The 23,077-nt window shown below is 67.6% G+C and carries 20 protein-coding genes; 5 read left to right on the top strand and 15 right to left on the bottom strand.

Annotated features, from left to right (window positions below; all coding sequences use genetic code 11):
• Position 1: 1 nt before the first annotated feature.
• The 4 genes from AUL30_RS15265 to AUL30_RS15250 all read left to right on the top strand — a co-directional run bounded on the left by AUL30_RS15265 (position 2) and on the right by AUL30_RS15250 (position 5,108).
• Entirely contained in the window at positions 2-976 is a 975-nt protein-coding gene (locus AUL30_RS15265) for an ABC transporter permease (protein WP_062228759.1), read from the top strand.
• The gene (locus tag AUL30_RS15260) at positions 973-1,770 is read left to right on the top strand and encodes a creatininase family protein (RefSeq protein ID WP_062228758.1); all 798 of its coding nucleotides are present in this window, start codon (positions 973-975) and stop codon (positions 1,768-1,770) included. The genes AUL30_RS15265 and AUL30_RS15260 overlap by 4 nt, the downstream gene beginning before the upstream one ends.
• The gene (locus AUL30_RS15255; protein ID WP_062228757.1) at positions 1,767-3,296 is read left to right on the top strand and encodes an aldehyde dehydrogenase family protein; all 1,530 of its coding nucleotides are present in this window, start codon (positions 1,767-1,769) and stop codon (positions 3,294-3,296) included. The genes AUL30_RS15260 and AUL30_RS15255 overlap by 4 nt, the downstream gene beginning before the upstream one ends.
• Positions 3,297-3,392: 96 nt before the next feature.
• A complete protein-coding gene (locus tag AUL30_RS15250) occupies positions 3,393-5,108 on the top strand; it encodes a GMC family oxidoreductase (RefSeq protein WP_062228756.1) in 1,716 nt (571 codons plus the stop codon).
• A 9-nt stretch (positions 5,109-5,117) separates the two neighbouring features.
• On the opposite strand, the gene AUL30_RS15245 is transcribed toward AUL30_RS15250, so the two are convergent.
• The 12 genes from AUL30_RS15245 to AUL30_RS15190 form a co-directional block, all read right to left on the bottom strand.
• Complete coding sequence (locus AUL30_RS15245; protein WP_062228755.1) at positions 5,118-6,218, bottom strand: LacI family DNA-binding transcriptional regulator; 1,101 nt, start codon at positions 6,216-6,218, stop codon at positions 5,118-5,120.
• Entirely contained in the window at positions 6,187-7,215 is a 1,029-nt protein-coding gene (locus AUL30_RS15240) for a M99 family carboxypeptidase catalytic domain-containing protein (protein WP_062228911.1), read from the bottom strand. Before AUL30_RS15240 ends, AUL30_RS15245 begins: the two co-directional genes overlap by 32 nt.
• 96 nt (positions 7,216-7,311) lie before the next feature.
• Complete coding sequence (locus AUL30_RS15235; RefSeq protein WP_062228754.1) at positions 7,312-8,103, bottom strand: transporter substrate-binding domain-containing protein; 792 nt, start codon at positions 8,101-8,103, stop codon at positions 7,312-7,314.
• Between the two features lie 27 nt (positions 8,104-8,130).
• The gene (locus tag AUL30_RS15230; RefSeq protein WP_062228753.1) at positions 8,131-8,862 is read right to left on the bottom strand and encodes an amino acid ABC transporter ATP-binding protein; all 732 of its coding nucleotides are present in this window, start codon (positions 8,860-8,862) and stop codon (positions 8,131-8,133) included.
• Positions 8,849-9,499: an amino acid ABC transporter permease gene (locus tag AUL30_RS15225; RefSeq protein ID WP_062228752.1), complete on the bottom strand. Its 651-nt coding sequence runs from the start codon at positions 9,497-9,499 to the stop codon at positions 8,849-8,851. The genes AUL30_RS15230 and AUL30_RS15225 overlap by 14 nt, the downstream gene beginning before the upstream one ends.
• A gap of 14 nt (positions 9,500-9,513) precedes the next feature.
• A complete protein-coding gene (locus tag AUL30_RS15220; protein WP_244490855.1) occupies positions 9,514-10,185 on the bottom strand; it encodes an amino acid ABC transporter permease in 672 nt (223 codons plus the stop codon).
• Positions 10,186-10,187: 2 nt separating this feature from the next.
• Positions 10,188-11,465: an alanine racemase gene (locus AUL30_RS15215; RefSeq protein ID WP_062228751.1), complete on the bottom strand. Its 1,278-nt coding sequence runs from the start codon at positions 11,463-11,465 to the stop codon at positions 10,188-10,190.
• Between the two features lie 180 nt (positions 11,466-11,645).
• Positions 11,646-13,172 carry a putative N-acetylmannosamine-6-phosphate 2-epimerase gene (locus tag AUL30_RS15210; protein ID WP_062228750.1) on the bottom strand — a complete coding sequence of 509 codons (1,527 nt, stop codon included), beginning with the start codon at positions 13,170-13,172 and terminating at the stop codon, positions 11,646-11,648.
• Positions 13,173-13,269: 97 nt separating this feature from the next.
• Positions 13,270-14,646, bottom strand: a complete 1,377-nt coding sequence (locus tag AUL30_RS15205) for a diguanylate cyclase domain-containing protein (protein WP_062228749.1) — start codon at positions 14,644-14,646, stop codon at positions 13,270-13,272.
• Positions 14,647-14,767: 121 nt separating this feature from the next.
• The gene (locus AUL30_RS15200; protein WP_062228748.1) at positions 14,768-16,021 is read right to left on the bottom strand and encodes a DUF5996 family protein; all 1,254 of its coding nucleotides are present in this window, start codon (positions 16,019-16,021) and stop codon (positions 14,768-14,770) included.
• 69 nt (positions 16,022-16,090) lie between these two features.
• The gene (locus AUL30_RS15195; RefSeq protein WP_062228747.1) at positions 16,091-17,026 is read right to left on the bottom strand and encodes a pirin family protein; all 936 of its coding nucleotides are present in this window, start codon (positions 17,024-17,026) and stop codon (positions 16,091-16,093) included.
• A gap of 111 nt (positions 17,027-17,137) precedes the next feature.
• A complete protein-coding gene (locus AUL30_RS15190; RefSeq protein ID WP_062228746.1) occupies positions 17,138-17,911 on the bottom strand; it encodes an SDR family NAD(P)-dependent oxidoreductase in 774 nt (257 codons plus the stop codon).
• A gap of 94 nt (positions 17,912-18,005) precedes the next feature.
• On the opposite strand from AUL30_RS15190, the gene AUL30_RS15185 reads away from it, so the two are divergent.
• Positions 18,006-18,899, top strand: coding sequence for an AraC family transcriptional regulator (locus AUL30_RS15185; protein WP_062228909.1), 894 nt, complete (start codon positions 18,006-18,008; stop codon positions 18,897-18,899).
• An 11-nt stretch (positions 18,900-18,910) separates the two neighbouring features.
• On the opposite strand, the gene hxlB is transcribed toward AUL30_RS15185, so the two are convergent.
• From hxlB to AUL30_RS15170, 3 genes are all read right to left on the bottom strand, one after another.
• Complete coding sequence (gene hxlB, locus AUL30_RS15180; protein ID WP_062228745.1) at positions 18,911-19,462, bottom strand: 6-phospho-3-hexuloisomerase; 552 nt, start codon at positions 19,460-19,462, stop codon at positions 18,911-18,913.
• 20 nt (positions 19,463-19,482) lie between these two features.
• The gene (rhaI, locus tag AUL30_RS15175) at positions 19,483-20,778 is read right to left on the bottom strand and encodes an L-rhamnose catabolism isomerase (RefSeq protein ID WP_062228908.1); all 1,296 of its coding nucleotides are present in this window, start codon (positions 20,776-20,778) and stop codon (positions 19,483-19,485) included.
• Positions 20,779-20,867: 89 nt separating this feature from the next.
• The gene (locus AUL30_RS15170; protein WP_062228744.1) at positions 20,868-22,949 is read right to left on the bottom strand and encodes a bifunctional rhamnulose-1-phosphate aldolase/short-chain dehydrogenase; all 2,082 of its coding nucleotides are present in this window, start codon (positions 22,947-22,949) and stop codon (positions 20,868-20,870) included.
• Positions 22,950-23,077: the final 128 nt, after the last annotated feature.

Genomic DNA, 23,077 nt, shown 5'->3' with positions numbered 1-23,077 from the left:
CATGGTTCCGACCCGCAATCTCGCCCTGCGGCGCCTTCTCGACTTCTCGCCGCTCATCCTCCTCGTCGTGCTGGGCGTCGTCTTCGCCATCGTCGATCCACGGGTCGTCTCGGGCCCCAGCATCATCAACATCGTCGCCCAGGCGACACCGATCGCCGTCCTGGCCCTCGGCGCACTCATCGTGCTTCTGACGGGGGGCATCGATCTTTCGGCCGGGGTCGGGGTCGCCTTCTGCGCGGTGCTGATCGCCAGCCTGGTCGATGGCGGCTCCGGCCTGCCGCTGGCCCTTGCCGCGGGGGCCTGCGCCATGCTGGCGGTCGGCCTCGTCAACGGTGTCCTCATCGCCATCTTCCGCATCCCGCCCTTCGTCACCACGCTGGCGGCCATGGTGGTCCTGCAGGGCGCGACGCTCGCCGTCGCCTCCAAGGGCGTTCTCATGCTGAGCGATCCGACATTGCGCTTCATCGGCATCGAACGCAGCCTCGGCATCCCGAACGTCGTCTTCCTGACGGTGCTGATCGTCGGCGGAGCGGCGGTCCTGATGCGCCTGACGCGCTTCGGCCTTCGGACCTATGCCCTTGGCTCGGACCCGGCCGCGGCGGAACTCTCCGGCATTCCGATCCAGCGCCATACCATCCTCGTCTATGTGGCGTCCGGTCTCTTCGTCTTTTTGACCGCCGTCGTGATGATCGCCCGCGTGCCGGTCGTGACGCCCAATATCGGCGGCACCTCCCTGCTCCTGGACGCCATTGCCGCAACCGTCATCGGCGGTACCAGCGTCTTCGGTGGCCGGGGCACCGTCGCTGGGACGGTCGTCGGCGCGCTCACCGTCAGCCTTCTCACCACCGCCTTGCGGGTCTTCGGCACCGATCCGTCGAGTATCGAGCTCTACAAGGGCGCCATCATCATCGCCGCTCTCCTGGCCGATACGGGCATGACCCTCGCCAAGGCCCGGCTGACGGAGGCCAGCCGATGAGCGCCGGTACCATCGTCACCCCTGAACTGTTTTCCGCCATGACCTCGCCGGAGGCGGCCGAACTGGCGTCCGCAAGCGCGCTGCGGCCGGTCGCGGTCCTGCCGACTGGGGCAGTGGAGCAGCATGGCCCGCACCTGCCGCTCGCCCTCGACATATGGCTTGCCAGCGCCGTGGCCAGGGCCGCCGCGCAAGGGCAGGATGGCATCCGCGTCTGCGAGCCGCTGCCCTATGGGTCCTCCCAGCACCACCGCGCCTTTGCGGGGACGATGAGCCTCAGCCCCCGGACCTTCATCGCCGTCCTTTGCGAGCTTGCCGCCAATCTGTGGCAGGACGGCTATCTGCCGGTGGTCCTGAACGGCCATGGCGGCAACCGGGCCGCCATCCAGGTGGCCATCACGACGCTCGGGGCGGACGGCGTCGTCATGGCCGGCTTCTCTTACTTCGACCTGATCGCCGATGTCGCGGCCCGCGTCCTGCCCGATCATGCCGGTGGCACCGGCCACGCTTGCGCTCTGGAAACGGCTCTGATGATGCATGTCCTGCCGCAGACAGTCCGCCATGACCGGATCCCCGAAGGGACGACGCCGCCCTCCTGGCCGGACCCGCACCTCTATTCGGGGGCCGCCGTCTCCGTCTGGCGCCCGTTCGAGACGATCCGTCCGAACGGGGTGATCGGCACCCCTTCCGATGCCACACCCGCCGCCGGGGCCGCGCTCTTCGAGGCCGCCGTCACCCGAAGCCGCGACACGCTCCTGACGCTTCAGTCCCATTACGGCCAGAGGAGGCCATCATGACCGTTCAATTCCAGTCCTTCCGCGAGGGCCCGCACCTGCGCGGCATGCCGATCGTCGACCAGCCGCCGGGCGATCTGCGGCTTGGCGTCAACCGCATCGGCGCGGCATGGCGTCCCGGCACGTCCGGCCGCTTCCTGCAGATCGACAGCCCGTCGACGGGCGAGACCCTCGGCCACATCGCCCTGTCGACACGGGCCGATGTCGGCGATGCCGTGGCGGCCGCCCATGCGGCACGCGAGAAGATCGCCCGCATGGGCGTCTTCGAGCGGGCGCAACTGTGCATGCGGATCGCCGATGCGATTGAGGCCAAAGGCGAGGAACTGGCGCGCCTGGTGTGCCTGGAACAGGGCAAGCCCTTCCACAGCGAGGCCAAGGGCGAGGTGGCGGGCGCGGCGCTCGGCTTCCGCAACGCGGCCGAGCAGATGAAGTGGCTGGAGACGGCCTATTTCCCGGTGGCCGATGCCGGCAAGCGCGCCTTCAGCTTCCTGCAACCCAAGGGCGTCCTGGCCATCATCACGCCCTGGAACTTCCCCCTGGCGCTGCCGTGCCTCTACTATCTCGGCCCCGCTCTGGCGACCGGCAACACCGTCGTCTGGGTGCCGGCGCCGAGCACCTCGCTGATCGCCGTCGCGCTGATGGAATGCCTGATCGATGCCGGCCTGCCCGATGGGGTGATCAACCTTGTCCTCGGCGACGGCGCCGAAGTGGGCGACGAGGCCGTCATACACCCCGGCACCCATGCCGTGGGCTTTACCGGCAGCTCGGCAACGGGGGCGGCCATCGCCCGGCGCGGCGCAGGCAAGCCCCTGCTCCTGGAAATGGGCGGCAACGGCCCAACCATCGTCTTGTCCGATGCCGATGTCGACCGCGCGGCCGCCCTGGTCGGCGCCGGCTGCTTTGCCAATGCCGGGCAGATCTGCACCGCCACGGAGCGCATCCTCGTCCACCGTTCCGTGCATGACCGCTTCGTGGACGGGCTCGTGCGCGTGGCAGAGGCGGTGCGCATGGGCGATCCGTTCGACCCGGCCACGACCATGGGCCCGGTCAACAACGCCATGGCGCTCGACAAGATGATGGAGCACATGGAGGACGCCGTGGCCCGCAAGGCGCAGGTCGTGCGCGGCGGCGGCATCGCGCCCGGCATGGCGACCAATCTCTATATCGAGCCGACCATCGTCACCGGCCTCACCCGCGAAAGCCTCCTAAACAAGGAGGAGACCTTCGGCCCGGTCGCGCCCGTCCTGGCCTTCGACACGGATGCGGAGGCACTGGAGCTGGCCGCGTCGAGCCCCTACGGCCTCAGTGCGGCGGTCTTCACCCAGTCGATCGACCAGGCCTTCTACTTCACCGAGCGGTTGCGGGTCGGCATCGTCAACGTGAACGAAAAGAGCTGCTACTGGGAGCCGCATATCCCGGCGGGCGGCGCGGCCGGCAGCAATAGCGGCCTCGGCCGCACCGGCGGTCGCCACACGCTGATGGAAATGTGCGACCTGAAGACCATGACCATCACGCTCGCAAGTCGCTGACCGCCTCAAGGTTCAGCGCGCAGCAAAGCTCGAGCGGACCGGCCGCACGGCCGGTCCCACCACCCACATCATCCCCTCTTCCATCGGGTGCATGCCATGAGCGTCGATAGCTCCTCAAATGTGGATTTCCTGATCATTGGCGGCGGCTCGGCGGGCTGCGTCCTGGCCGCTCGCCTGTCCGAAGACCCCGCTTTGCGGGTAGTCCTCCTGGAAGCGGGCTTCGATGCGGCACGGCCGGAAGATTATCCGGAACTGGCAAGCCCCTATCCCGGCATCGCCTATTCCAACCCGCGCTACACCTGGGCCGGCCTGAATGCGCGCCTGCCACATTCCGGGTCCAACCGGCCGGACGTCAAGCGGACGCGCTACGAACAGGCCAAGCTCCTGGGCGGCGGTTCGGCCATCAACGGCATCGGCGCCAATCGCGGTTCGCCGGACGATTATGACGAATGGGAGCGGATGGGCGTGCCCGACTGGTCCTGGGATACCTGCCTTCCCTACTTCCGCAAGCTCGAACGCGATCTCGATTTCGACAATGAGCTGCACGGCCGGGACGGACCCTTCCCCATCCGTCGGCGCGGCGATGTCCTGTGGACGCCGTTCACCCGCACCATGCTGAAAATCTGCGAAGAGCGCGCAATTCCCTTCCTGCCCGATCAGAACGGTGTGTGGGAGGACGGCATCTTCGAGATGACCGTCAACATGGACGAAAAGGCACGGCGCGTGAGCACCGCCTGGGCCTATCTGACGCCGCAGGTGCGTCAGCGACCCAATCTGGAAATCCGCACCGAGACGACCGTGTCCCGCATCCTGATATCGGATGGCCGCGCCACCGGCGTGGAGATCGCACGGCCGGGTGGCGCGGAACGGCTGCACGCCGCCAACATCGTCCTGTCGGCGGGAGCGCTGGCGACGCCGCCGCTCCTGATGCGCTCGGGCGTGGGCCCAGGCCACCACCTGGCCGATTGCGGGATCGCGGTCGTCATGGATCTGCCGGGGGTCGGCCAGAACCTCATGGAGCATCCGTCCTCCGGCCTCGTCCCGTGGCTCAGGAAGCCGGCCCGGCAGCGTGGCCCGCTCGATTACCATATCCCGATCGGCTACCGCTTCTCCTCGGGCCTCGACGGGTGCCCTTCGGGCGACATGCACATGAACTTCGTCACACGCGCGGCCTGGCACCCGATCGGCGGGCAGCTCGGCTCGCTCTTCTTCTGGGTCAACAAATCCTATTCGCGTGGGCAGCTCCTGCTCGATCCGGCCGCACCGGAGGGGCCGCCGCGCATCGACTTCCGGATGCTGTCGGACCGGCGCGACCTGGTGCGGCTCGCCGATGCCTTCGAGCGCGCCGTGGGGCTGATCACCGATCCCGCTTTGTCGGACATCGTCGGGGCGATCCACGCCGGCGGCATGTCCGAAATGGGCAAGCGCTTTTCCCGGCAGACGCGCCTGGGTGCAATCATCACCGGCGCGACGGCCCTGGGCCTCGACGCCATGGGCGGCGGGTTGCGGGACAGAGCCTTCCCGATGATGCTGTCCAACTGGGACGATCCGCGGCGGCTGGCGAGCGACCGGGAGGCTTTGGAAAGCTACATCGCCGAAACGGTGGGCGGCGTCTGGCATCCGTCCGGGACGTGCCGGATGGGCGGCGTTCGCGACCGGATGGCGGTGACCGATCACCGGGGCGGGGTGCGGGGCATTGCCGGGCTTCACATCTGCGATGCGTCCATCATGCCGACCATCCCCTGCGCCAACACCAATCTGCCGACGATCATGATCGCCGAAAAGATCTCCGACGCGCTGAAGCGCGCCTGAGGGTTCTGCTCAGCTCGAGCCGCGCTCGATCAGCGTGACGGGAAAGAGCATGCTGCGCTGCGGCGGCTCCTTGCCGCCCAGGCGCAGGACCAGCGCCTCGCCTGCGGCGCGCCCGATGCCGGCGCTGTCCACCGATACGGTGGTGATCCCCGGCGGCACCTCCGCCAGGACATCGCTGTCGCCGAAGCCGACGATCGCCAGATCGTCGGGCACGCGCAGGCCACGCTCGCGCGCGGCCAGCATCGCCCCGAAGGCGATGAGGTCGTTGGCGCAGAAGAGCGCCCTGATGTCGGGGTGGCGATCCAGAATGTCGTTCAGCGCCACGCGCCCGTCCGCGATGGAGTGGACATTGGCAACCGTCACGCAGCCTTGCACCCGCAGGCCGGCTTGCCCGCAGAAGGTCTCGAAGGCCTGGCGACGGATGGTGCCGCGCCCGCTGTTCCGGCCGATAAAGCCGACATCGGCGTAGCCGCGCTCGGCCATGTGCCGCACGACGAGGGCGACGCCATCCGTGTTGGAAAAGCCGACCAGCATGTCGATCGGGTCGGCGGCATAGGCCCAGCTTTCGACGATGGGGATGTCGAGCTGCCGCAGGAAGTTCCGGTTGGCCTCCAGCTCCATCACGCCGGTAATGAAGGCTGCTGCCGGGCGCATGTCCATGACGGCCGGGATCAACAGGCTCTCGCGCGCATAGGAATAGGAGGTGCGCCCCATGACGACCTGGTAGCCTGCAGCCTCCAGCACCTTGCTGCAGGCTTCCGCAGCCATCGTATATTGCTGGCTGGCAATGCTGGACAGGAACAGGGCGACAAGGTTCGACCGGCCGCTTTTCAGCGCGCGCGCATGCGGATTGGACGCGTAGCCCGTGCGCGCCACCGCATCCAGAATGCGCGCCCGGCGCGCATCCGACACCATGTCCGGATTGCGTAAGGCGCGCGACACGGTGATCGGCGACACGTCGGCCAGGCGCGCCACCTCCTCGATCCGGACCTTGCGTCCCGACGCCCCATCACCGGGCGTCGTGCCATCCGCGCTCGCAACGCGCTGGACGGGGTCCGTCGTCGCCCCTGTCAGCGGTTCATGGCTTGCGTTCGTCAGGCTCTGCTTCATACGGCTCCGCCACCTGGACCAGGCAATCCCCCGCCTGCGACATCGCATGGAGGCGCTGCGACAGGACGACTCCGGAAACGCCGAAGGTCAACTCCTGTTCGGCCTCGTCTGGCCGGTTGAAATCATGGTACCACCCGGCCACCTGTCCTTTTAGCACGTGGTCCCCGGGCAGCCGGGCGGGCTCGAACCAGCCGGGCCGCGTGGCATAGATGGCCTGCGCATGGCTGGTCAACTGCAGAAGCTCGGTCTGCGCCCGCCGGACCGTGCGCGCCAGCACGGGGGCGTCTGTCGCACCCGTGGCAAGGAGCAGATTGTCGATGGCCGAACGCGTCAGCACCATGCTGTCGGGCGTCACCGTCCCGCCGCCGCCGAACTCCCCGCTGAGGCCGATGGCCCCGGCCCGCGCGGCCGCCGCCAGCGATGTGGGGGCGGCCGCACCGTTCTGCGCGACGAAGCCGTAGGGCATGCCCATGGCCAGCATCAGCTCCAGCATACGCGCGAAATGCTCCGCCCCGCCCTGACGCTCGATGAGGGATGTCGGCAGATGCGCCATGCTCGTGCCCCCGGAATGCAGGTCCAGGACGATGTCGTGGGCCGGCATCAGCGTATGCTCAAGAAAGTGCGCCAGCCGCTCGGTCGGCGTGCCGCTGTCGAGCCCCGGGAAGGCGCGGTTGAGATTGCCGCCATCCAGCGGCGAGCGGCGCCGCCCCGCCAGGACCGCCGGGGCGTTCAGCATGGGCAGGATGGTGATCTCTCCCCGGATGGCAGAGACGTCCAGCCTGCGGGCAAGCTGGAAAAGGGCCATGTTGCCCTCGTACTCGTCGCCGTGATTGCCCGCCATCAGAAGCAGGCGCGGCCCCGTGCCCCGGCGCAGCCGCACGATCGGGATCTTGACCTGATAGTAGGGCGAGCGGTCCACCGACCAGGGAATGCTCAGGCAGGATTGCTGACGGCCTTCCAAGCGAAGGTCGATATCGTTGAAGATGCCGGTGTGCACGCTGTCGTCCTTGGGAGAAGCCTGGCGCCTCGCGCTGGCCATGGATGGTCCGCCTGGGAGGAAATGGCGCCGGGGCAAAGCCCGGCGCCGGGCGCCCTAGAGCGCGGGGAGTGTACCCTGCGGCTCCTTGAACCACTTTTCCTGCAGGTCGGGCAGGCGTCCGTTCAGCTTGTTGGCAAAGACGAAGGTGTTCACCCATTGCAGGAGATTGTGCTCTCCCATCGGCACGCCGACATGGGCGGGCGATTGGCGGATGGTGAACTTCAGGCTGATATCGGCATCCGGATGATCGTTCTGGGCATTGACGACGATTGCGCTGTTTTCGGCGAACATTTCGGCCTGCCCGGCCAGATAGGCCGCGATGGTGGACGGCACGTCCTCGAAGCGCGACAGATTGGCGCCCTTGGCGTTATCGGTCAGCCACAGGTCCAGCGTCGTCCCGCGGGCGACGGCGATCTGCCGACCCTCGAGGCCGGAGACATCCTCCATCGGCTCGATGCTCGCCGGTCCGTAGACGCCGAGCTGCACCGCCGCATAGGGCTGCGAGAACATGACCTGCTGCGCCCGCTCGGACGTGGCGCCGATGGCGCTGACGATCAGGTCCACCTGGTCCGCGAGCAAGCTGGGAATGCGGTTCGTGCCGGTCAGTTGCACCAGCTCCAGATCGACCCCGAGCTCCTGCGCCAGAAGGCCGGCCACCTCGACATCGAGCCCGGTCGGCGTGCCCGAGGCATCGTTGAAGCCCCAGGGCGGAACGTCGAGCAGGACGCCGACCCGCACGGTGCCGGTGTTCAGGATATCCTGCAGCTTGTCGGCCCGGGCCGCCACGGGCGACGACAGGATGGCGACACTGGCTGCCGTGGCAAGGAATGCTGTCATAACGCGCATGGATCATGCCTTTCGGTTGGGTTCAAATCAGTGGCGGGAGGAGCCGATGAAGGCCTTCAACTCGGCTGTGCGGGGGTTGGCGAAGATCTGGTCGGGCGGGCCCTCTTCCCAGATCTCGCCCTGGTGCATGAAGACGACCTTGCTCGCGACATTGCGGGCAAAACCCATCTCATGCGTCACGAGGATCATGGTCATTCCCTGCCGGGCCATGTCCTCCATGACCTTCAGCACCTCCCCCACCAGTTCGGGGTCGAGGGCCGACGTCACTTCGTCGAAGAGCATCAGGTGGGGCGCCATGGCCAGGCACCGCGCGATGGCGACACGCTGCTGCTGCCCGCCCGACAATTGCTCAGGATAGGCGTCGATCTTGTCTTCCAGGCCGACCTTGCGCAGGCAGTCCAGGGCAAGGGCGCGCGCCGCGCCACGGCCGACGCGTCCCGTCAGGGTCGGCGCCAGGGTCACGTTGCGCTCCACCTTCAGGTGCGGGAACAGGTTGAAGGCCTGGAAGACGATGCCGACCCGCTGGCGCATCTCCTTCAGCCCCTTCATCGAGCCGGAGACGGCCTGCCCCTCCACGACGATCTGGCCGCCATCCACGTCCTCCAGCGCGTTGATGCAGCGCAGGAGCGTGGACTTGCCCGAGCCGGAACGCCCGATCAGGGTGACGATCTCGCCCTGCTCCACGGTCAGGTTGATGTTCTTGAGCACTTCGAGCTTGCCGAAGGACTTTCGGACGTTGCGGATTTCAACGAGCGCCATTGAGGCGGGCCTCCAGGTTGCGCGACAGCATCGTCAGCGGAAAGCAGATGGCGAAGTAGATCGCCGCCACGACGGAATAGACGAGCAGCGGCTGAAAGGTCGCCGCGCTGACGAGTTGTCCGGCCCGCGTCAGCTCGATGAAGCCGACGACCGCCGCGAGTGACGTGCCCTTGATGAGCTGGACGAGGAAGCCGACCGTCGCCGGCAGCGCCACCTTCATCGCCTGCGGTGCGATGACGTGGCGGAACTGCTGCCAGCGGCTGATGCCGAGCGAGGCGGCGGCCTCCCACTGTGTCTGCTTCACCGCCTCGATCCCGCCGCGCCAGATCTCTCCCAGGAAGACCGCGGTATAGATGGTGAAGGCAATGGTGACGGCCACGAGCGCCGGGATCTGTATGCCGAGAAAGACCGGCAGTCCGAAATAGAAGAACATCAGGAGCGCCAGCAGCGGCACGCCCTGCACGATCTGCAGGAACAGGGCCGTCGCCCAGCGCGGAAGGGCCGCGCGCGCCGTGCGCAAAAGCGCGAAGATGAGCGCCAGCGGACTGCCGAAGGCCAGGGAAAGAATGACCAGGAGCACCGTGTATTGAAGCGCGGTCGCAAGGGCCAGAAGATCGATCGACGAGAAGCTGCGCATGGGTCGCGTCTCCCTCAGCGGCGCGTGGGCCAGCGGAAGGCGATCCTTCCGAGGGCGGCGAAGAACAGGCGGAAGACCGACACGGTGATGACGTAGATCGCGGCGACCACGGCATAGACCTCGAAGCTGCGGAACGTCCGGCTGTCGATCACGCCGGCCGTGTGGAACAGCTCCTCGGTGGAAATCTGCGAGGCGATCGACGTGCCGAGCAGGAGCAGCACGAACTGGCTGGTCAGGGAGGGATAGATGTTGCGCAGCGCCGGCGCCACGACGATGTGCAGGAAGACCTGCACCCGGCTGAGGCCGAGGCAGTGTCCGGCCTCCACCTGGGCTTTCGGCACGGAATCGAGCCCGGAACGGATGATCTCCGCCGCATAGGCCCCGAAATAGAGGCTGAGCGCGATAGACGCGGCCTCGAAGGGCGGCAGCCGGATGCCGATGCCCGGAAACACGAAGAAGACGATGAAGATCTGGATGATCGGCGGCGTGTTGCGGATGATCTCGATATAGCCACGGATCAGATAGCGGACGGGTGCCGGGGCGCGCCGCAATGCCAGCGCGCAGGCAAGCCCGATCAGGAGCCCGAACAGGGCCGAGACCGCCGTGAGCTTCAGGGTCGTGATGAGCCCCTCGATCAGCGCATCCTCGTAGCGCCACAGGGGCCGGAAGTTGAGATTTCCCATCATCGTCACCCGAAGAATGTGGGCAGGACGGACGTCACCGCGCCGGCGCCGTCCAGCTCGAAGATGTGCGACCAGCGGTCCAGCGCCGTGCAGGGATGCGACAGGCCGAAGGCCACGACATCGCCGACGCGCAGATCGCCCCCGGGCGCGAGCGTCACGAAAGCGTGCTGGTCGTTCAGCCGCGTGACGCGCATTTCTGCCGGCAGGGGCAGCGACTGCCCCGCCCGGTACACGCCGACCGGGACCGGCAGCCCCTGGTCGAAGGAAATATCGCGCATGCCCATGCCGCAGATTGCAAGCTCCCGCTCGGGCCGTGACAGGACCTCTGCAAAGACCCGCAGCGTCGGCGTGAAGCTGTCGGACGCCGAGGCAGCCGCGCCAAAACCCTGCCGCGCGTCCAGCGCCGCCAGGGCGCGCGCGTAGATTCCATGGTCATGGAAAAAGATCGCGCCGCTGCGCAGCAGGAGCGTCGCCCCTCCGTCTGCTGCGCAGACCGGCCCCAGCAGCGCGACGACGCGGTCGAAATAGGCTGACCCGCCGGCGCTGAGGACGAGCCGCCCCTCGGGAACACGGGCCCGGACCTCTCGGAACACGTCGCCGGCCAATACCAGCAGAGCATCCACACGGCGGCACGACTCCGCCGCATCGCCGGTGGCCGCCGCGCCCTCGTAGGTGGCGACGCCGGAAAGCTTCAGCCCCGCTGCGGCCTCCACGGCCTCCATGACGGCGCGTGCATCCTCGAGCGTGCGGGCCCCGGCCCGCCCGATCCCGACCTCGACGAGGCAGTCCAGCGGGCGGCCTGCCGCATCGGCCGCACAAGCGGCAGCGCGTACCGCCGCCGGACTGTCGACGAAGAGCGTCAGCGCGCAGTTCGGATGGCGTGCCAGCAATCCCCCGAGCCGGGTGCCGGCCGCCTCCCCGCCGATCTGATTGGCCAGGAGCAGCTTGTCGAAGCCGGCATTCATCATGACGGCCGCCTGCCGGCCGTCCGCCACCGTCAGCCCGTCGGCCCCGGCTGTGATGAGCCGCGCGGCAAGGTCCGGCGACATCGGCGTCTTTGCATGCGGCGCGATCCGGACGCCCGCCCTGGCGGCGTAGTCCATCATCGCCGCGATGTTGCCCCTAAAGGCATCGCCGTCCAGCGTCAGTACCGGCAGGGCTGTTTCCCCGAAAGCGGGGCGCAGCTGCAAGGCGCCGAAAGCCTCAACGGACATGTCGTCCAGATTTAGCGGAAACCCGCGAATGCAGGCGCTCAGCAGCGTTTGCGAATGTGGCTTCGTCATGCGGCATCCCGCTTTTCGGCACGGCTGGAGAGGCGGTCGCACGGCCCGTCACGGAGCTCGATCGACCGCGCGCCCAGATGACGGCGTTGAATTTTGACAACGTTATCATTTTTGGACCGGCTGGCAATGGTCGTCCTGGAAAAATCGACAGGCGGCCGTTCTACCCCTGTTTACGAAGGGTCAGCGAAGGGCTGTGCGACGGGCGTGGTCAGCCATGCCGATCAGTCCGGCATCGGCGCCCAGCGCGGCGGTTCGAAGGGACGGCCGCAGCCGTTCGGGTACCGCCTCAAGGGCGGCGTCGATCCGCTCCCGGAACAGCGGCAGAAGGCCGATGCCGCCGCCGAGCACGATATGCTGCGGGTCGAGGATCAGTTGCAGATCGACGAGCGCCCCCGCTAGGTGACGGGCCGTTTCCTCGACGATCTGCGTCGCCCAGGCCTCGCCAGCCTGCGCGGCCGCAAAGACGCTCCGGCTGTCGCCGCCCCGGCCGGCAGCCAGGGCCGCACCCGCCACCGCGAAGCCGGAGGCCCGCTCTTCCAGGCGCGGGCCTGTCCCAAGGCCGCGCCACTGCCCCAGGCTTCCCGCAAGGCCGCGCGCCCCCTGCAACAGGCGCCCCCCGAGGACGACCCCGCCACCCACGCCGGACGATGCCGTCACGAAGGCCATGTCGCAGCCGCGACCGGCGCCCCAGGCATATTCGCCCCATGCGGCCGCCTGCGCGTCGTTCAGCGCGGCGACGGGGCAGCCGAGCCGCGCTTCCAGCTCGGCGCGCAGCGGGGTACCCGCGGGAATGTCGAGCGTTCCGGTGTTCAGCGCCGACCACATGTCGCCTTCGAACAGGCCCGTGGCGGCGATCCCCGCCTGCGCGTAGCGTCCGTGCCAATCCCCGGCCAGCGCCGCGACGCGGTCGAACCATTGCGGCGTTCCGATTCTGGGCAAGGTGGGCACTTCCCGGCGCTCCAGGACGGCACCCCCTCGAACGAGGGCGGCAGCGGTCTTCGTGCCGCCGATATCGAAGGCCAGAACCGGCCGCTCCTGCGTGCCGGCCCGTGCGATGGCCGCTGCGAACCAATGCGTCACATGTTCAAGCCGCGTGAGGGCGGAGCCGACGCAGACCGCGCTGGCGCCCGCCTCGATGGCGCGGACGGCGGCGTCGACGCTGTTGTAGCGCCCCTCTGCCACGACGAAGCCACCCAGGCGCCGGCACTGCGCAACCAGTGCAAGGTCCGGCTCCTGAGGAACCGGCCCGCCCGTATAGCCGGACAGCGTCGTACCCAATATGTCGAAGCCGAGGGCCTTTGCCTCCTGCGCCTCCGCTTGCGTGGACAGGTCCGCCATCGCGTACCGTCCGCATCTGCGAATTTCCGCCAGGAGCTCGGGCACAGACACGGGGCGCTCCCGCTGCGTCGCATCAACGGCAATGATCTGCGCACCGGCGGCGGCCAGGTCCCGGACATCCTGCAGGAAGGGCGTGATGCGGATGGGAAAGGCGTCGAGGTCCCGCTTGACGATGCCGACGACGGGCAGATCGCAGGCGGCGGTGACGGCCGCGACATTGGCGACACCCTCGATCCGCAGCCCGCGCGCGCCCCCCGCTTGCGCCGCCAGCGCCATGGCCACGATGGTCGATGTCGTGTCCATGGGCCCATCCGGCACCGGCTGACACGAGGCGATGAGGCCGCCGTCCAGGGAACTGAGACTCACCATTGCCCACACTCCAGCATCCACTCAGGACACCATGGGTAGATGCTGAGAGCGGGCACGGGCAAGGGCCCCGCGGCGTCGACAGCAGGGCTTGCAACCGCTACGCCGAAACCTGCCCGTGCTCCTCGGCAAGATCGATGTGGAAGCGCACCGTGCCCTTCAGCGTGCGCTTACCGGCGTACAAAGCCTGGTCGGCAAGGCGGAGGAGCTCCAGAATGTCGGTGTTGCGGCCGGAGGCGATGGCCACGCCGACGGTCGCGCCGATGCGCGTCTCCAGCCCCGCCACCGCAATCGTGCTGCTAAGGCAAGCGATGATGCTTTCGCCGACGGCGCGGATGTCAACGGGATGCGTCATGTCCGGCAGGACGACGGCGAACTCGTCACCCCCCAGCCGGTAAGCTCGAGCGGCTTTGGGAATCGTATTTTCCAGGCGGCCGGCGGCGACGCGCAGGACCGCATCGCCGATATCGTGGCCATGCGTATCGTTGACCGCCTTGAACCCGTCCAGATCGATGTAGAGCAGCGCGAAACCCTGGCCGAGGCGGACCCAGCCGTCCCGGTTCTCCAGGTGATCGAGCAGCGCCGAACGGTTCCACAGCCCCGTCATCAGATCATGCGATGCGCGGCGCTCGCTGATTTCCAGCGCCTTGGCCGAGCGGGACGCCGAACGAAGGGTCAGTGCCGTCAGCCCCCCGAAGACCGCCATGGCCAGGAGGATCAGCGGCAGGAGATCGCGCAGCATCTGCGCGCCCGGAGTTGCGCCGTCCCAGGCAAGATGCAGCCTCTCCTCCCCGTCGAAGGTCCGGACCGCGATGGAAGCGGGGTTGGCATCCTCAGCCGGTACGATGCCGAGGTTCGGCAACTGGTAGATATTGGACAGTTTCGCCAGAAGCGGCTTGTCCAGAAGATCTGCGAAGACGAGCAGATGGCGGCGGCCCGGGTCGGCTTCCTCCTGGCCGGAGAATGGCCGCAAGGGAGACATGGCCACGAGCGCCGGCTGCCCGTCGACGAGCAGCAGCCCGGTCTGCGTCGCATTCGGCCCGCTGCGCCGCCGCGCCTGCATCATGGCATCGAAGCCACCGACAAACGTCACGTCGACCGGGCCTTCCGAACCCTCCGCCACGCTCACGCTGTAGATGAAGCGACCATCCGGATCGATGACGAAGGCATAGTCGATATCATGGGTCTGATTCAGCAACTGGCCAATATTGGCCTGTGCCCAGATGGGGTCGAAGCGCCGGGACAGATTGTTGAAGGCATCGTCCCAGTAGGAATAATCCTCCGCAACGTCACTCAGGTCGTTGAGACGAACGTTGACCATGCCCCGCGCCAGCGACCGCTGTGCGGCGATCGCGTCCTGCGTCTGCCGCTGCGCCAGGCCGAAGGTCATGACAATCACCGCGACGATCATTGTCGTGACGATGGCGCCGAGTGCCAGGAGCCAACGCCGCCGGAAATGAGACCGTCCTTCCGCCATGCTCTTTCCCGCGCAACACGATAGCCATCTATATAAACCAGAACGTGTCTTTTTCAGCAGCCTGAACCTCTCACCTTTTGCCGCAGGCTCCGTACCGGCAGGGCTGCAGCGGCCTTAATCGTCAGGCGGTGCGCAGAACGTCCTGCCACTCTGGATGGCGGTCGAACTGGGCTTTGGCAAAGGGACAGAGGGGGATGAGCTCGATGCCCTCCCGTCGCGCATCCTCGACCGCACGCCGCACGAGCCGTTCGCCGACCTTGCGGCCACGCAGTGCCGACGGAACGCCCGTATGATCGATGATGATGAGCCGCTCGCCGGCTCGGCTGTAGGTCATCTCCGCCTCGTGGCCATCGACCTGCAGGACGTACCGCCCCTTGGCCGGTCCGTCCTGGCGCTCGACCGTCCCCTCGGCCATGTCGGCCGCGTCGGGGCCCCGCCCGGCATCGGCCGGCCGCACGACACCTGGCCGCCCCGGTCCGCATTCGAGAAGGTCCCGGTCCCATCCGGCGCCATCGGCCGCCGCCTCATAGGTCGAAACCAGGAACGCCATCAGCGCCGCGTCCGGATCCTGCGCTGATCGGACGGCATCGTAGGGCAGGACGAATTCGGACAGCCCCTCATGCCAGAAGGCGGCCTCGGGCGCCGTCGGCGCGTGCCGGAAGCTGCGCGGCTCAGGGTAGGCATAGGCGTAGAAGGCCGGGTAATCGATCCCGCCGCCGCCCGGCCAGAAGCCGGCGGACGAAACCTCCCGATCATAGGCTTCGCGCGCGACGGCATCGGGCAGCGCCGGGATTCCCGCCGGATGCAGCGGCGCGCGCCGACCGGAAAACCGCGTCACCGCAAGGTCCAGCGCGCCCCAGAACAGGTGGACCGGGCTGGCCTTGCCCAGGAAGGACGTGCGGAACGTCTTGAAGACGCGGTCGATGGCGTTCAGCGCCGCATGAAAGCGCTGCACGGCATCAGCATCATAGGGACGCTCGCGATGATCATCGGCGAAGGGCACCGGGAACGGCACTTCGTTCGGCACCCCGTCGAACTGCGCCGTGCTGCCGAGTTGGGTCACAAGGTCGCGGAAGCGCGCATGGAAGGTGGCGACGGTCATCGGCTCCAAGGCGAAGGCGGATGTTTCCCCCCGGCCATTGGTGCCGATCACGCGGTGCTCCAGCATATCGAACAGGATTTCGATGCCGGGCCCGTCGGGAATGGGTGATGAGGCCAGACCGCGCGGCGTGACATAAAAGGTCGCGTTCCATGAATGATTGAGCCAGGGCGTATGGGCCAGCCGGTACTTGCCGGCCACCTGCAGGTAGAGATGGAGGGCCGAGCAGGTATCGCGCCACTGAAGATAGTCGAGTACGGGCCATTGTGCGGTCATGTGGGTCTCCTGTCCTGGCGCGTGTGCGATCGTGTCGGTCGTCGTCTCCGGCGGGCCGTGCGGGGCCTGTCAGCCCGGCAGCGGGATATGCTCGTCCCGGTCCGCAGGGGGCAGGTCGAAAAGGCCCGTCCCCCACGCCTCGGCGCGCCATTGCGCCTTGGCCTCCTCGATACGCTCGCGGGAGGAAGCGACGAAGTTCCACCATATGAAGCGCGGGCCATTCAGTGTCGCGCCGCCCAGGATCATCAGCCGTGCGCCCTCCTCGCCCGCCGCGACGGTGATTTTGTCGCCCGGTCGGAACACCATCATCTGCGGGGCGGCATAGTCCTGCCCGGCGATCGAGATCGACCCTTCGACGATGTAGATGGCCCGGTCCTCGTGATCGTCCGGCAGGGGCAGTCGCCGCCCGGCCTCCAGCGCCACATCGGCGTAGAAAGCGTCAGAATGCATTGTCGCGGGGGCGACCGCGCCGTAGGCATGGCCGAGGATCAGCCGGAGCCGAAGGCCGGCATCCTCGATGACCGGCAGCGCATCGCGGTCATGGTGCTCGAACTCGGGCGCCATGTCCTCGTGCGTTTCTGGCAGCGCGACCCAGGTCTGGATTCCAAACAGGCTGCTCGGACCGCTGCGCGCCTGCGCGGAGGTGCGCTCCGAATGGGTCACGCCGCGCCCGGCGGTCATCCAGTTCAAGGCGCCGGGCCGAATGATCTGGTCGGCACCGGTGCTGTCGCGGTGGTGGAAATCGCCCCGGAACAGATAGGTCACCGTCCCAAGCCCGATATGGGGATGCGGCCGGACATCGATGCCCTGGCCGGTCAGGAGTTCGGCCGGACCGGCCTGATCGAAGAAGATGAAAGGCCCGACCATCTGCCGCCTAGGCGCCGGCAGCGCACGGCGCACCTCGAAGCCACCAATATCGCGCGAGCGCGGCACGATGAGCGTTTCGATTGCGTCCATGCCGACCGCATCCGGGCATCCCGGGTCCAGTGCGGGGTTCCAACTCATGGGCATGCTCCGTTTCCTGACGGACGTTCATGCCAGGATACGCAATGTCCGGTTGCAGGTATAGCGCAAGCGGGCCGGTGGAACCGGCCCTCTTGCGCCAGCCTCCCCGAATTACGCCACGCCATCCCGGCGCGCCTGCGCCAGGGCGACGGCGTCGGCGCCGGCAGGCAGGATCATGGGGCAGTCCGGATCGGTCGCGGCGCGCAGCACGGCCTGCGCCACATCCTCTTCCGTCGTCACCGCCCCGCTTGTGGCATGGGCGCGCATCTGCGCAAGGCTCGTTTCGACAAAGGCCTCGTAGGCTTGTGGAAAGCCGCCATGCGCCGCGATCTGCGCCCGCGCGCTGTCGCCGAAGCGGGTCGTCGGCGCGGCACCGGGCACGACGACACGGGCCCGTATCCCGAAAGCTTCCAACTCCAGTGCCGCTGATGCGGTCAGCGCATTCATGGCCGCCTTGCTGGCGCTGTAGACCGACAGGAGCGCGAATGGCTTCAGCGTGGTGCTGGAACTCACATTGACGATCACCCCGGACCCGCGTTCGCGCATGCCCGGCAGAACGGCCTGCATCATGGCGATGGCGGCGACGAGATTGGTCTCGAGAATCGTCCTCACCATGTCGAGGGGTGTTGCCTCCAGCGCGTTCAGCCAGCCGATCCCGGCATTGTTGACCAGCACATCGATGGGTCCGGCGGCAGCGATCGCGCTTTCGATGCTGGCAGCGTCGGTCACGTCGAGCGGCAGGACGCGCAGATGGGGGTGGGCAGCAAGCGTATTTGCCGCCGGATCGCGCATCGTCGCGATCACGGACCAACCCTGCGCCAGGAAATGCAGTGCCGTCTGGCGGCCGAAGCCCGTGGAACAGCCGGTGATGAGTACGGTTTTCATGAAAACTATCTCCTGTTGGTGCCAGGGCGAGATAGGCCGCCCGGGCCGGACGTGCTACGCGTGATCGTCCGATAAATATTTGTCATCGTCCGACGTGTCCGATCCGCTCACCCAGATTCTCGCGCTCATGCGTCCGAGCGCGTCCTTTTCCAAGCTCGTCACCGGCACCGGCCGCTGGGCTGTCCGCCCGCCGGCGCATGGGCCTTTCTATGCCGCGCTGCTGCAAGGCAGTGTCCTGCTGTCGATCGATGGGGAGCGGCCCGAACGCCTGGATGCGGGGGATTTCGTGCTTCTACCGGACGGCGCGGCCTTCGCCGTCACGAGCATCGAGCCCCCGGCGCCCGGCCGTGACGATACGCCGGCGGAGGTGGCGCCCGGCATCTTCCATCTTGGCCCACCCAGCGCGCCCGACACACGCATGCTGGTCGGCTACTGCCATTTCGGATCGGCCGACAGCGCGCTACTCCTTTCGCTTCTGGCAGGTACGGTCATCGTGCGCGGGGAGCGGCGCCTGACCCAGCTTGTCGAACTGCTCAGCGAGGAAGCGGGCGCCGTCCGGCCGGGGCGGGATGTCGTGCTGACCCGCCTTCTCGAAGTCCTGCTTCTGGAAGCTTTCCGCGCCCAGAAAGGTCCCGCGCCTGCGCCGGGCCTCTTGCGCGGCCTTGCCGATCCAAGGCTCGCCGTGGCGCTGCGGCTGATCCACGCCCACCCAGCCGATGCCTGGACGGTGGCGCTGCTGGCGCGGCAGGCGGGCCTGTCGCGCTCCAGCTTCTTCGAGCGTTTCCGGCGCGAGGTCGGGACCGCGCCGATGGACTATCTTCTGTCCTGGCGCATGGCCCTGGCGCGCGACATGCTGCTGGACGGTGGCGTCAGCGTGGGCGATGCCGCCCGGCAGGTCGGCTACAGTTCGTCCAGCACCTTCAGCACCGCGTTTGCGCGGGCCATCGGCATGTCGCCGAAAGCCTATGCGCGCGCCGCCCGGGCCTGAGGCGGCGGCGGCTATTCCATATTCGTATGATTGGCCCGCATCGCCTCGGCCGAGATGGCGAGGCTGTCCTTCAGCTTCAGCACCATGACCTCGAAGAGCACGAAGAGCGCGCCCTCGAAGAGCGAGCCCATGGGAAGCACGGACACGCCCTCCCCCTGGTCGTCGGCCATGGTCTGCGCCGGGATGGTCACCACCAGATCGGCCATCTGCGGGACCCTGCCGGACGGCTGCGCCGTCACGACGAGGATCTGTGCGCCCGCTGCCTTCGCAACGCCGATCAGCGCGATCGAGGTCGAGATTTCCCCCGGCCCGCAGACGACCAGGAAGACATCGCCCTGGCCGAGCGCCGGTGTCGTCATGTCGCCGACGACGGAGACCGAGCGTCCCAGATGGAAGAGCCGCATGGCAAAGCCCTTCAGCTGCAAGCCTTCCCGGCCGCCGGCATAGACGCAGATATGGCGCGCCTGCCCAAGCATGCGGCAGGCGGCATCCACCTGCGCATCGTCGATCTGGCCCACGGCGCTCGAAAGCTCCTGGACGGCCTGTGTGTAGAGATTGTTCATGGGGGCTCCCTCAGCTGCGACTAAACGATACCGCCCCCGCCGCCGCGCGACGGTGGGCGGGTGGCGGAGACGGCGGCGCGGTAGCCGCTCTCCCGGTAGGCCGCGATGGGATCGATAGCGCCGCCCGCGTCCAGCCGGGCCCTCGCCAGGATCGGCTCCACATCTGTGCGGAAGGCGGCCCGCAGCGTTTCCGACGCCATCAGCGCGTCGTTGGCATCCTGCAATTCTTCGAGCGCCGCGCGATCGACCAGCAGCGCCTGCGCATAGGCGCGGCGGATCTCGCTTGCCGAACGGATGAGGCTTTCGATCGGGTCGGTGACATTGTGCGACTGGTCGATCATGTAGGAGGGCGTCAGCCGGTCCAGCCTGTCGCCGGCGCCCACGAGCTCGTTGAAGACGAGGAACAGCCGGAAGGGGTCGATCGTCCCGGCATCGAGATCGTCGTCGCCATATTTGGAATCGTTGAAGTGGAAGCCGCCGAGCTTGCCGGCATGGATCAGCCGCGAGACGATCTGTTCGATGTTCGCATTGGGTGCATGGTGACCCAGATCCACCAGGCACCTGGCCTGTGGCCCGAGTTCCATGGCGGCCATCAGGCTGGTGCCCCAATCCTGCACGACCGTTGCGTAGAAGGCCGGCTCATAGAGCTTGTGTTCGCAATACAGGAACCAGTCCGCCGGCAGGCCCGCAACGATAACCTTCATGGACGCGATATAGCGCTCGAAGGCGCGGCCAAGATCGCTCTGCCCGGGAAAGTTGGCGCCATCGGCGATCCAGACCGTCAGCGCCCTGGAGCCGATGGCACGCCCGATCTCCACCGTCTCCAGGTTATGCGCCACGGCCTGTGCCCGCACGGCGGGGTCGCTATGGGACAGGGAGCCGTATTTGTAGGAGAGCGGGTGCGCCGGATCGTCCGGATGGTCCTGGAAGGTGTTGGAGTTCATCGCGTCGAAGGACAGGCCGGTCTCTTCCGCCTTTTCGATCAGGAGGCGCGGCTCCGCCTTGTCCCATGGAATATGCAACGACACGGCCGGCGTGGCCCGGCCGAGCGCCTGGATGACCGCGCAATCGTCGAGCTTCTCGAAAATGGTGCGCGGCTCCCCGCCACCGGGGAAGCGGGCGAAGCGCGTGCCGCCGGTGCCCACGCCCCAGGAGGGGACGGCAATGGTAAAGGCCGCGACGGCCCGTGTGACCGCGTCGATGGCAATGCCCCGGCGCGCCAGGCGCTCGCCCAGCGCGTCATAATCGGTATCGAGTGCGGCCCGCCGCGCTTCGTTCGATCGCGCGATCACCTCGGCCTCGATGCGAGACGCCATGCTCATGCCCTCCCAGGCCTGCCCGCGCCCGGCATGGCCGGGCCGTTCTGCCACGTAGCTGCGCCCGGCAGGGCCGGGCTGCACTTTGTTTATCGCGTGAACGAAATCTGGTTTCCGGCGTCCACGTTGATGATGTTGCCGGTGGACTTGGCGGCATAATCGCTCACCAGGAAGTAGACCGCCTCCGCAATATCCTCCGGGTAGACCGAGCGCTTCAGGAGCGAGCGCATGCGGTAATGCTCCTCCAGCTCGTCCTCGCCGATCCGCGAGGATGCCGCCCGCTGCTCCCGCCATTCGCCGCTCCAGATCTTGGAGCCACGCAAAACGGCATCTGGGTTGACCGTGTTGACCCGAATTCCCGCATCCGCGCCTTCCAGCGCCAGGCACCGGGCCAGATGGATCTCGGCCGCCTTGGCCGTGCAATAGGCCGATGCGCCGGGCGATGCGGCAAGCCCGTTCTTGGATGCGATGAACACCACCGCGCCCCCCAGCGCCTGGCGTCGGAACAGGCGGAACGCCTCGCGGGAGACCAGGAAGTAGCCCGTTGCCAGAATGTCGATATTGCGGTTCCAGACGGCGAGCGTCGTGTCCTCGACCCGCGCCGCGGAGGCGATCCCGGCATTGGAGACGAGGATGTCGAGCCCGCCATAGGCTTGCGCCGTTGCGCGGAACGCATCGGCCACGGCTTCTTCCGAGGTAACATCGCAGGTCAGCCCGCGCACCTGATCGGCCCCGAAGCGCGCGGCAAGCTCCGCAGTCGCGGCCTCCACGGCCTGTGCGTCGATATCGGCCAGCACCACGCAGGCGCCTTCGCCCGCCAGGCGCTCGGCAGAGGCGCGGCCGATGCCCCCGGCCCCACCGGTGATAAAGGCGATCCGCCCCGCCAGGGATTTGGGCTTTGGCATGCGCTGCAGCTTGGCTTCTTCCAGAAGCCAGTACTCGATGTCGAAGGCCTCCTGCTCCGGCAGGCCGCGATAGGTATCGACGCCGGATGCCCCCCGCATGACGTTGATGGCGTTGACGTAGAATTCGCTGGCGATCCGCGCCGTCGCCTTGTCCTTGGCAAAGGCGATCAGCCCGACCCCCGGCACCAGGTAGATGACAGGGTTGGGATCGCGCATGGCGGGACTGTCGGCGTGCCGGCACCGCTCGTAATAGGCGGCGTAGTCCGCGCGGTAGGCCTCGATGGCCGCCGGCAGGCTCGCCGTCATGTCCCCGTCCGGCGAAAGGACCAGGGGGCGGATCTTGGTGCGCAGGAAGTGGTCGGGACAGGAGGTGCCGAGGGCGGCCAGCTCTTCCAGGCGCTCGGAGCCGACGAATTCCAGGACAGCGGCGCTATCGTCGAAATGGCCGACCTTGTGCTCGTGGGCGCCGATCTGCGCCCGGATCGCCGGCATGAGCTCGGCAGCGAGACTCGAGCGTTCCTGTGCCGGGCGGGCCGGCCGCTTTTCGCCGCCGAAGGCCGGTTTGCCGGCGAGCTGCGTCTCGAACCAGCCGATGGCGGTGTTGATGATGCGTAAGCTCGTCTCGTAGCATTCCTGCGCCGTGTCCCCCCAGGTGAAGAGGCCGTGGCTTTCCAGGACGACGCCCTTGGCCTGCGGGTTGCGGGCGGCGAAATCGGACAGGTCGAGGCCGAGCTGGAACCCCGGCCGGCGCCAGGGCAGCCAGCCGATCTCGTCCCCATAGACCGCCTGTGTCAGTTCCCGGCTGCGCGCTGTCGCCGCGATGGCGATCACCGCGTCCGGATGCATGTGATCGACATGCCTGTAGGGCAGGAAGGCATGGAGCGGCGTGTCGATGGAGGTGGCCCTCGGATTGAGCCGGAAGGTGCAGTGATTGTAGAGATCGACGATCTCGTCCTCGTGCGCCGGGCCGCGATAGAGCGCCCGCAACCGCTCCAGCTTGTCCTGATAGAGCGTGGCGAAGCCGTCGAGCTTCATCGTGCCGATATCGCCGCCGCTGCCCTTCACCCACAAGACGGTCACGCTCTCGCCGGTGAGCGGATCGCTTTCCTCCACCTTGGCGGAGGTGTTGCCACCGCCGAAATTGGTGATCCGCTTGTCGGAGCCGAGCAGGTTGGAGCGGTACAGGAGCCGCTCGGGCTCGCTCATCCCCGCAGCGCGCGCTTCGTCCCAGAGGCTCTGCAGCCGGTTTGCACGCGTATCGGACATGAGGTCCTCCCCTGACGTCGGTGTCGAATGGCGGGCGGAGAATTCCCCTCCTCCTGCGCAGTGTCAACAGAAAACAAGCACGTCCAATCATATTGCACTGCAATAACGATCGAAGTTGCTCAAGGATG

This window comes from Aureimonas frigidaquae, from assembly GCF_001463905.1.
Classification (GTDB): Bacteria; Pseudomonadota; Alphaproteobacteria; order Rhizobiales; family Rhizobiaceae; genus Aureimonas; species Aureimonas frigidaquae.
This window is presented reverse-complemented; position numbering and strand designations above follow the sequence as displayed.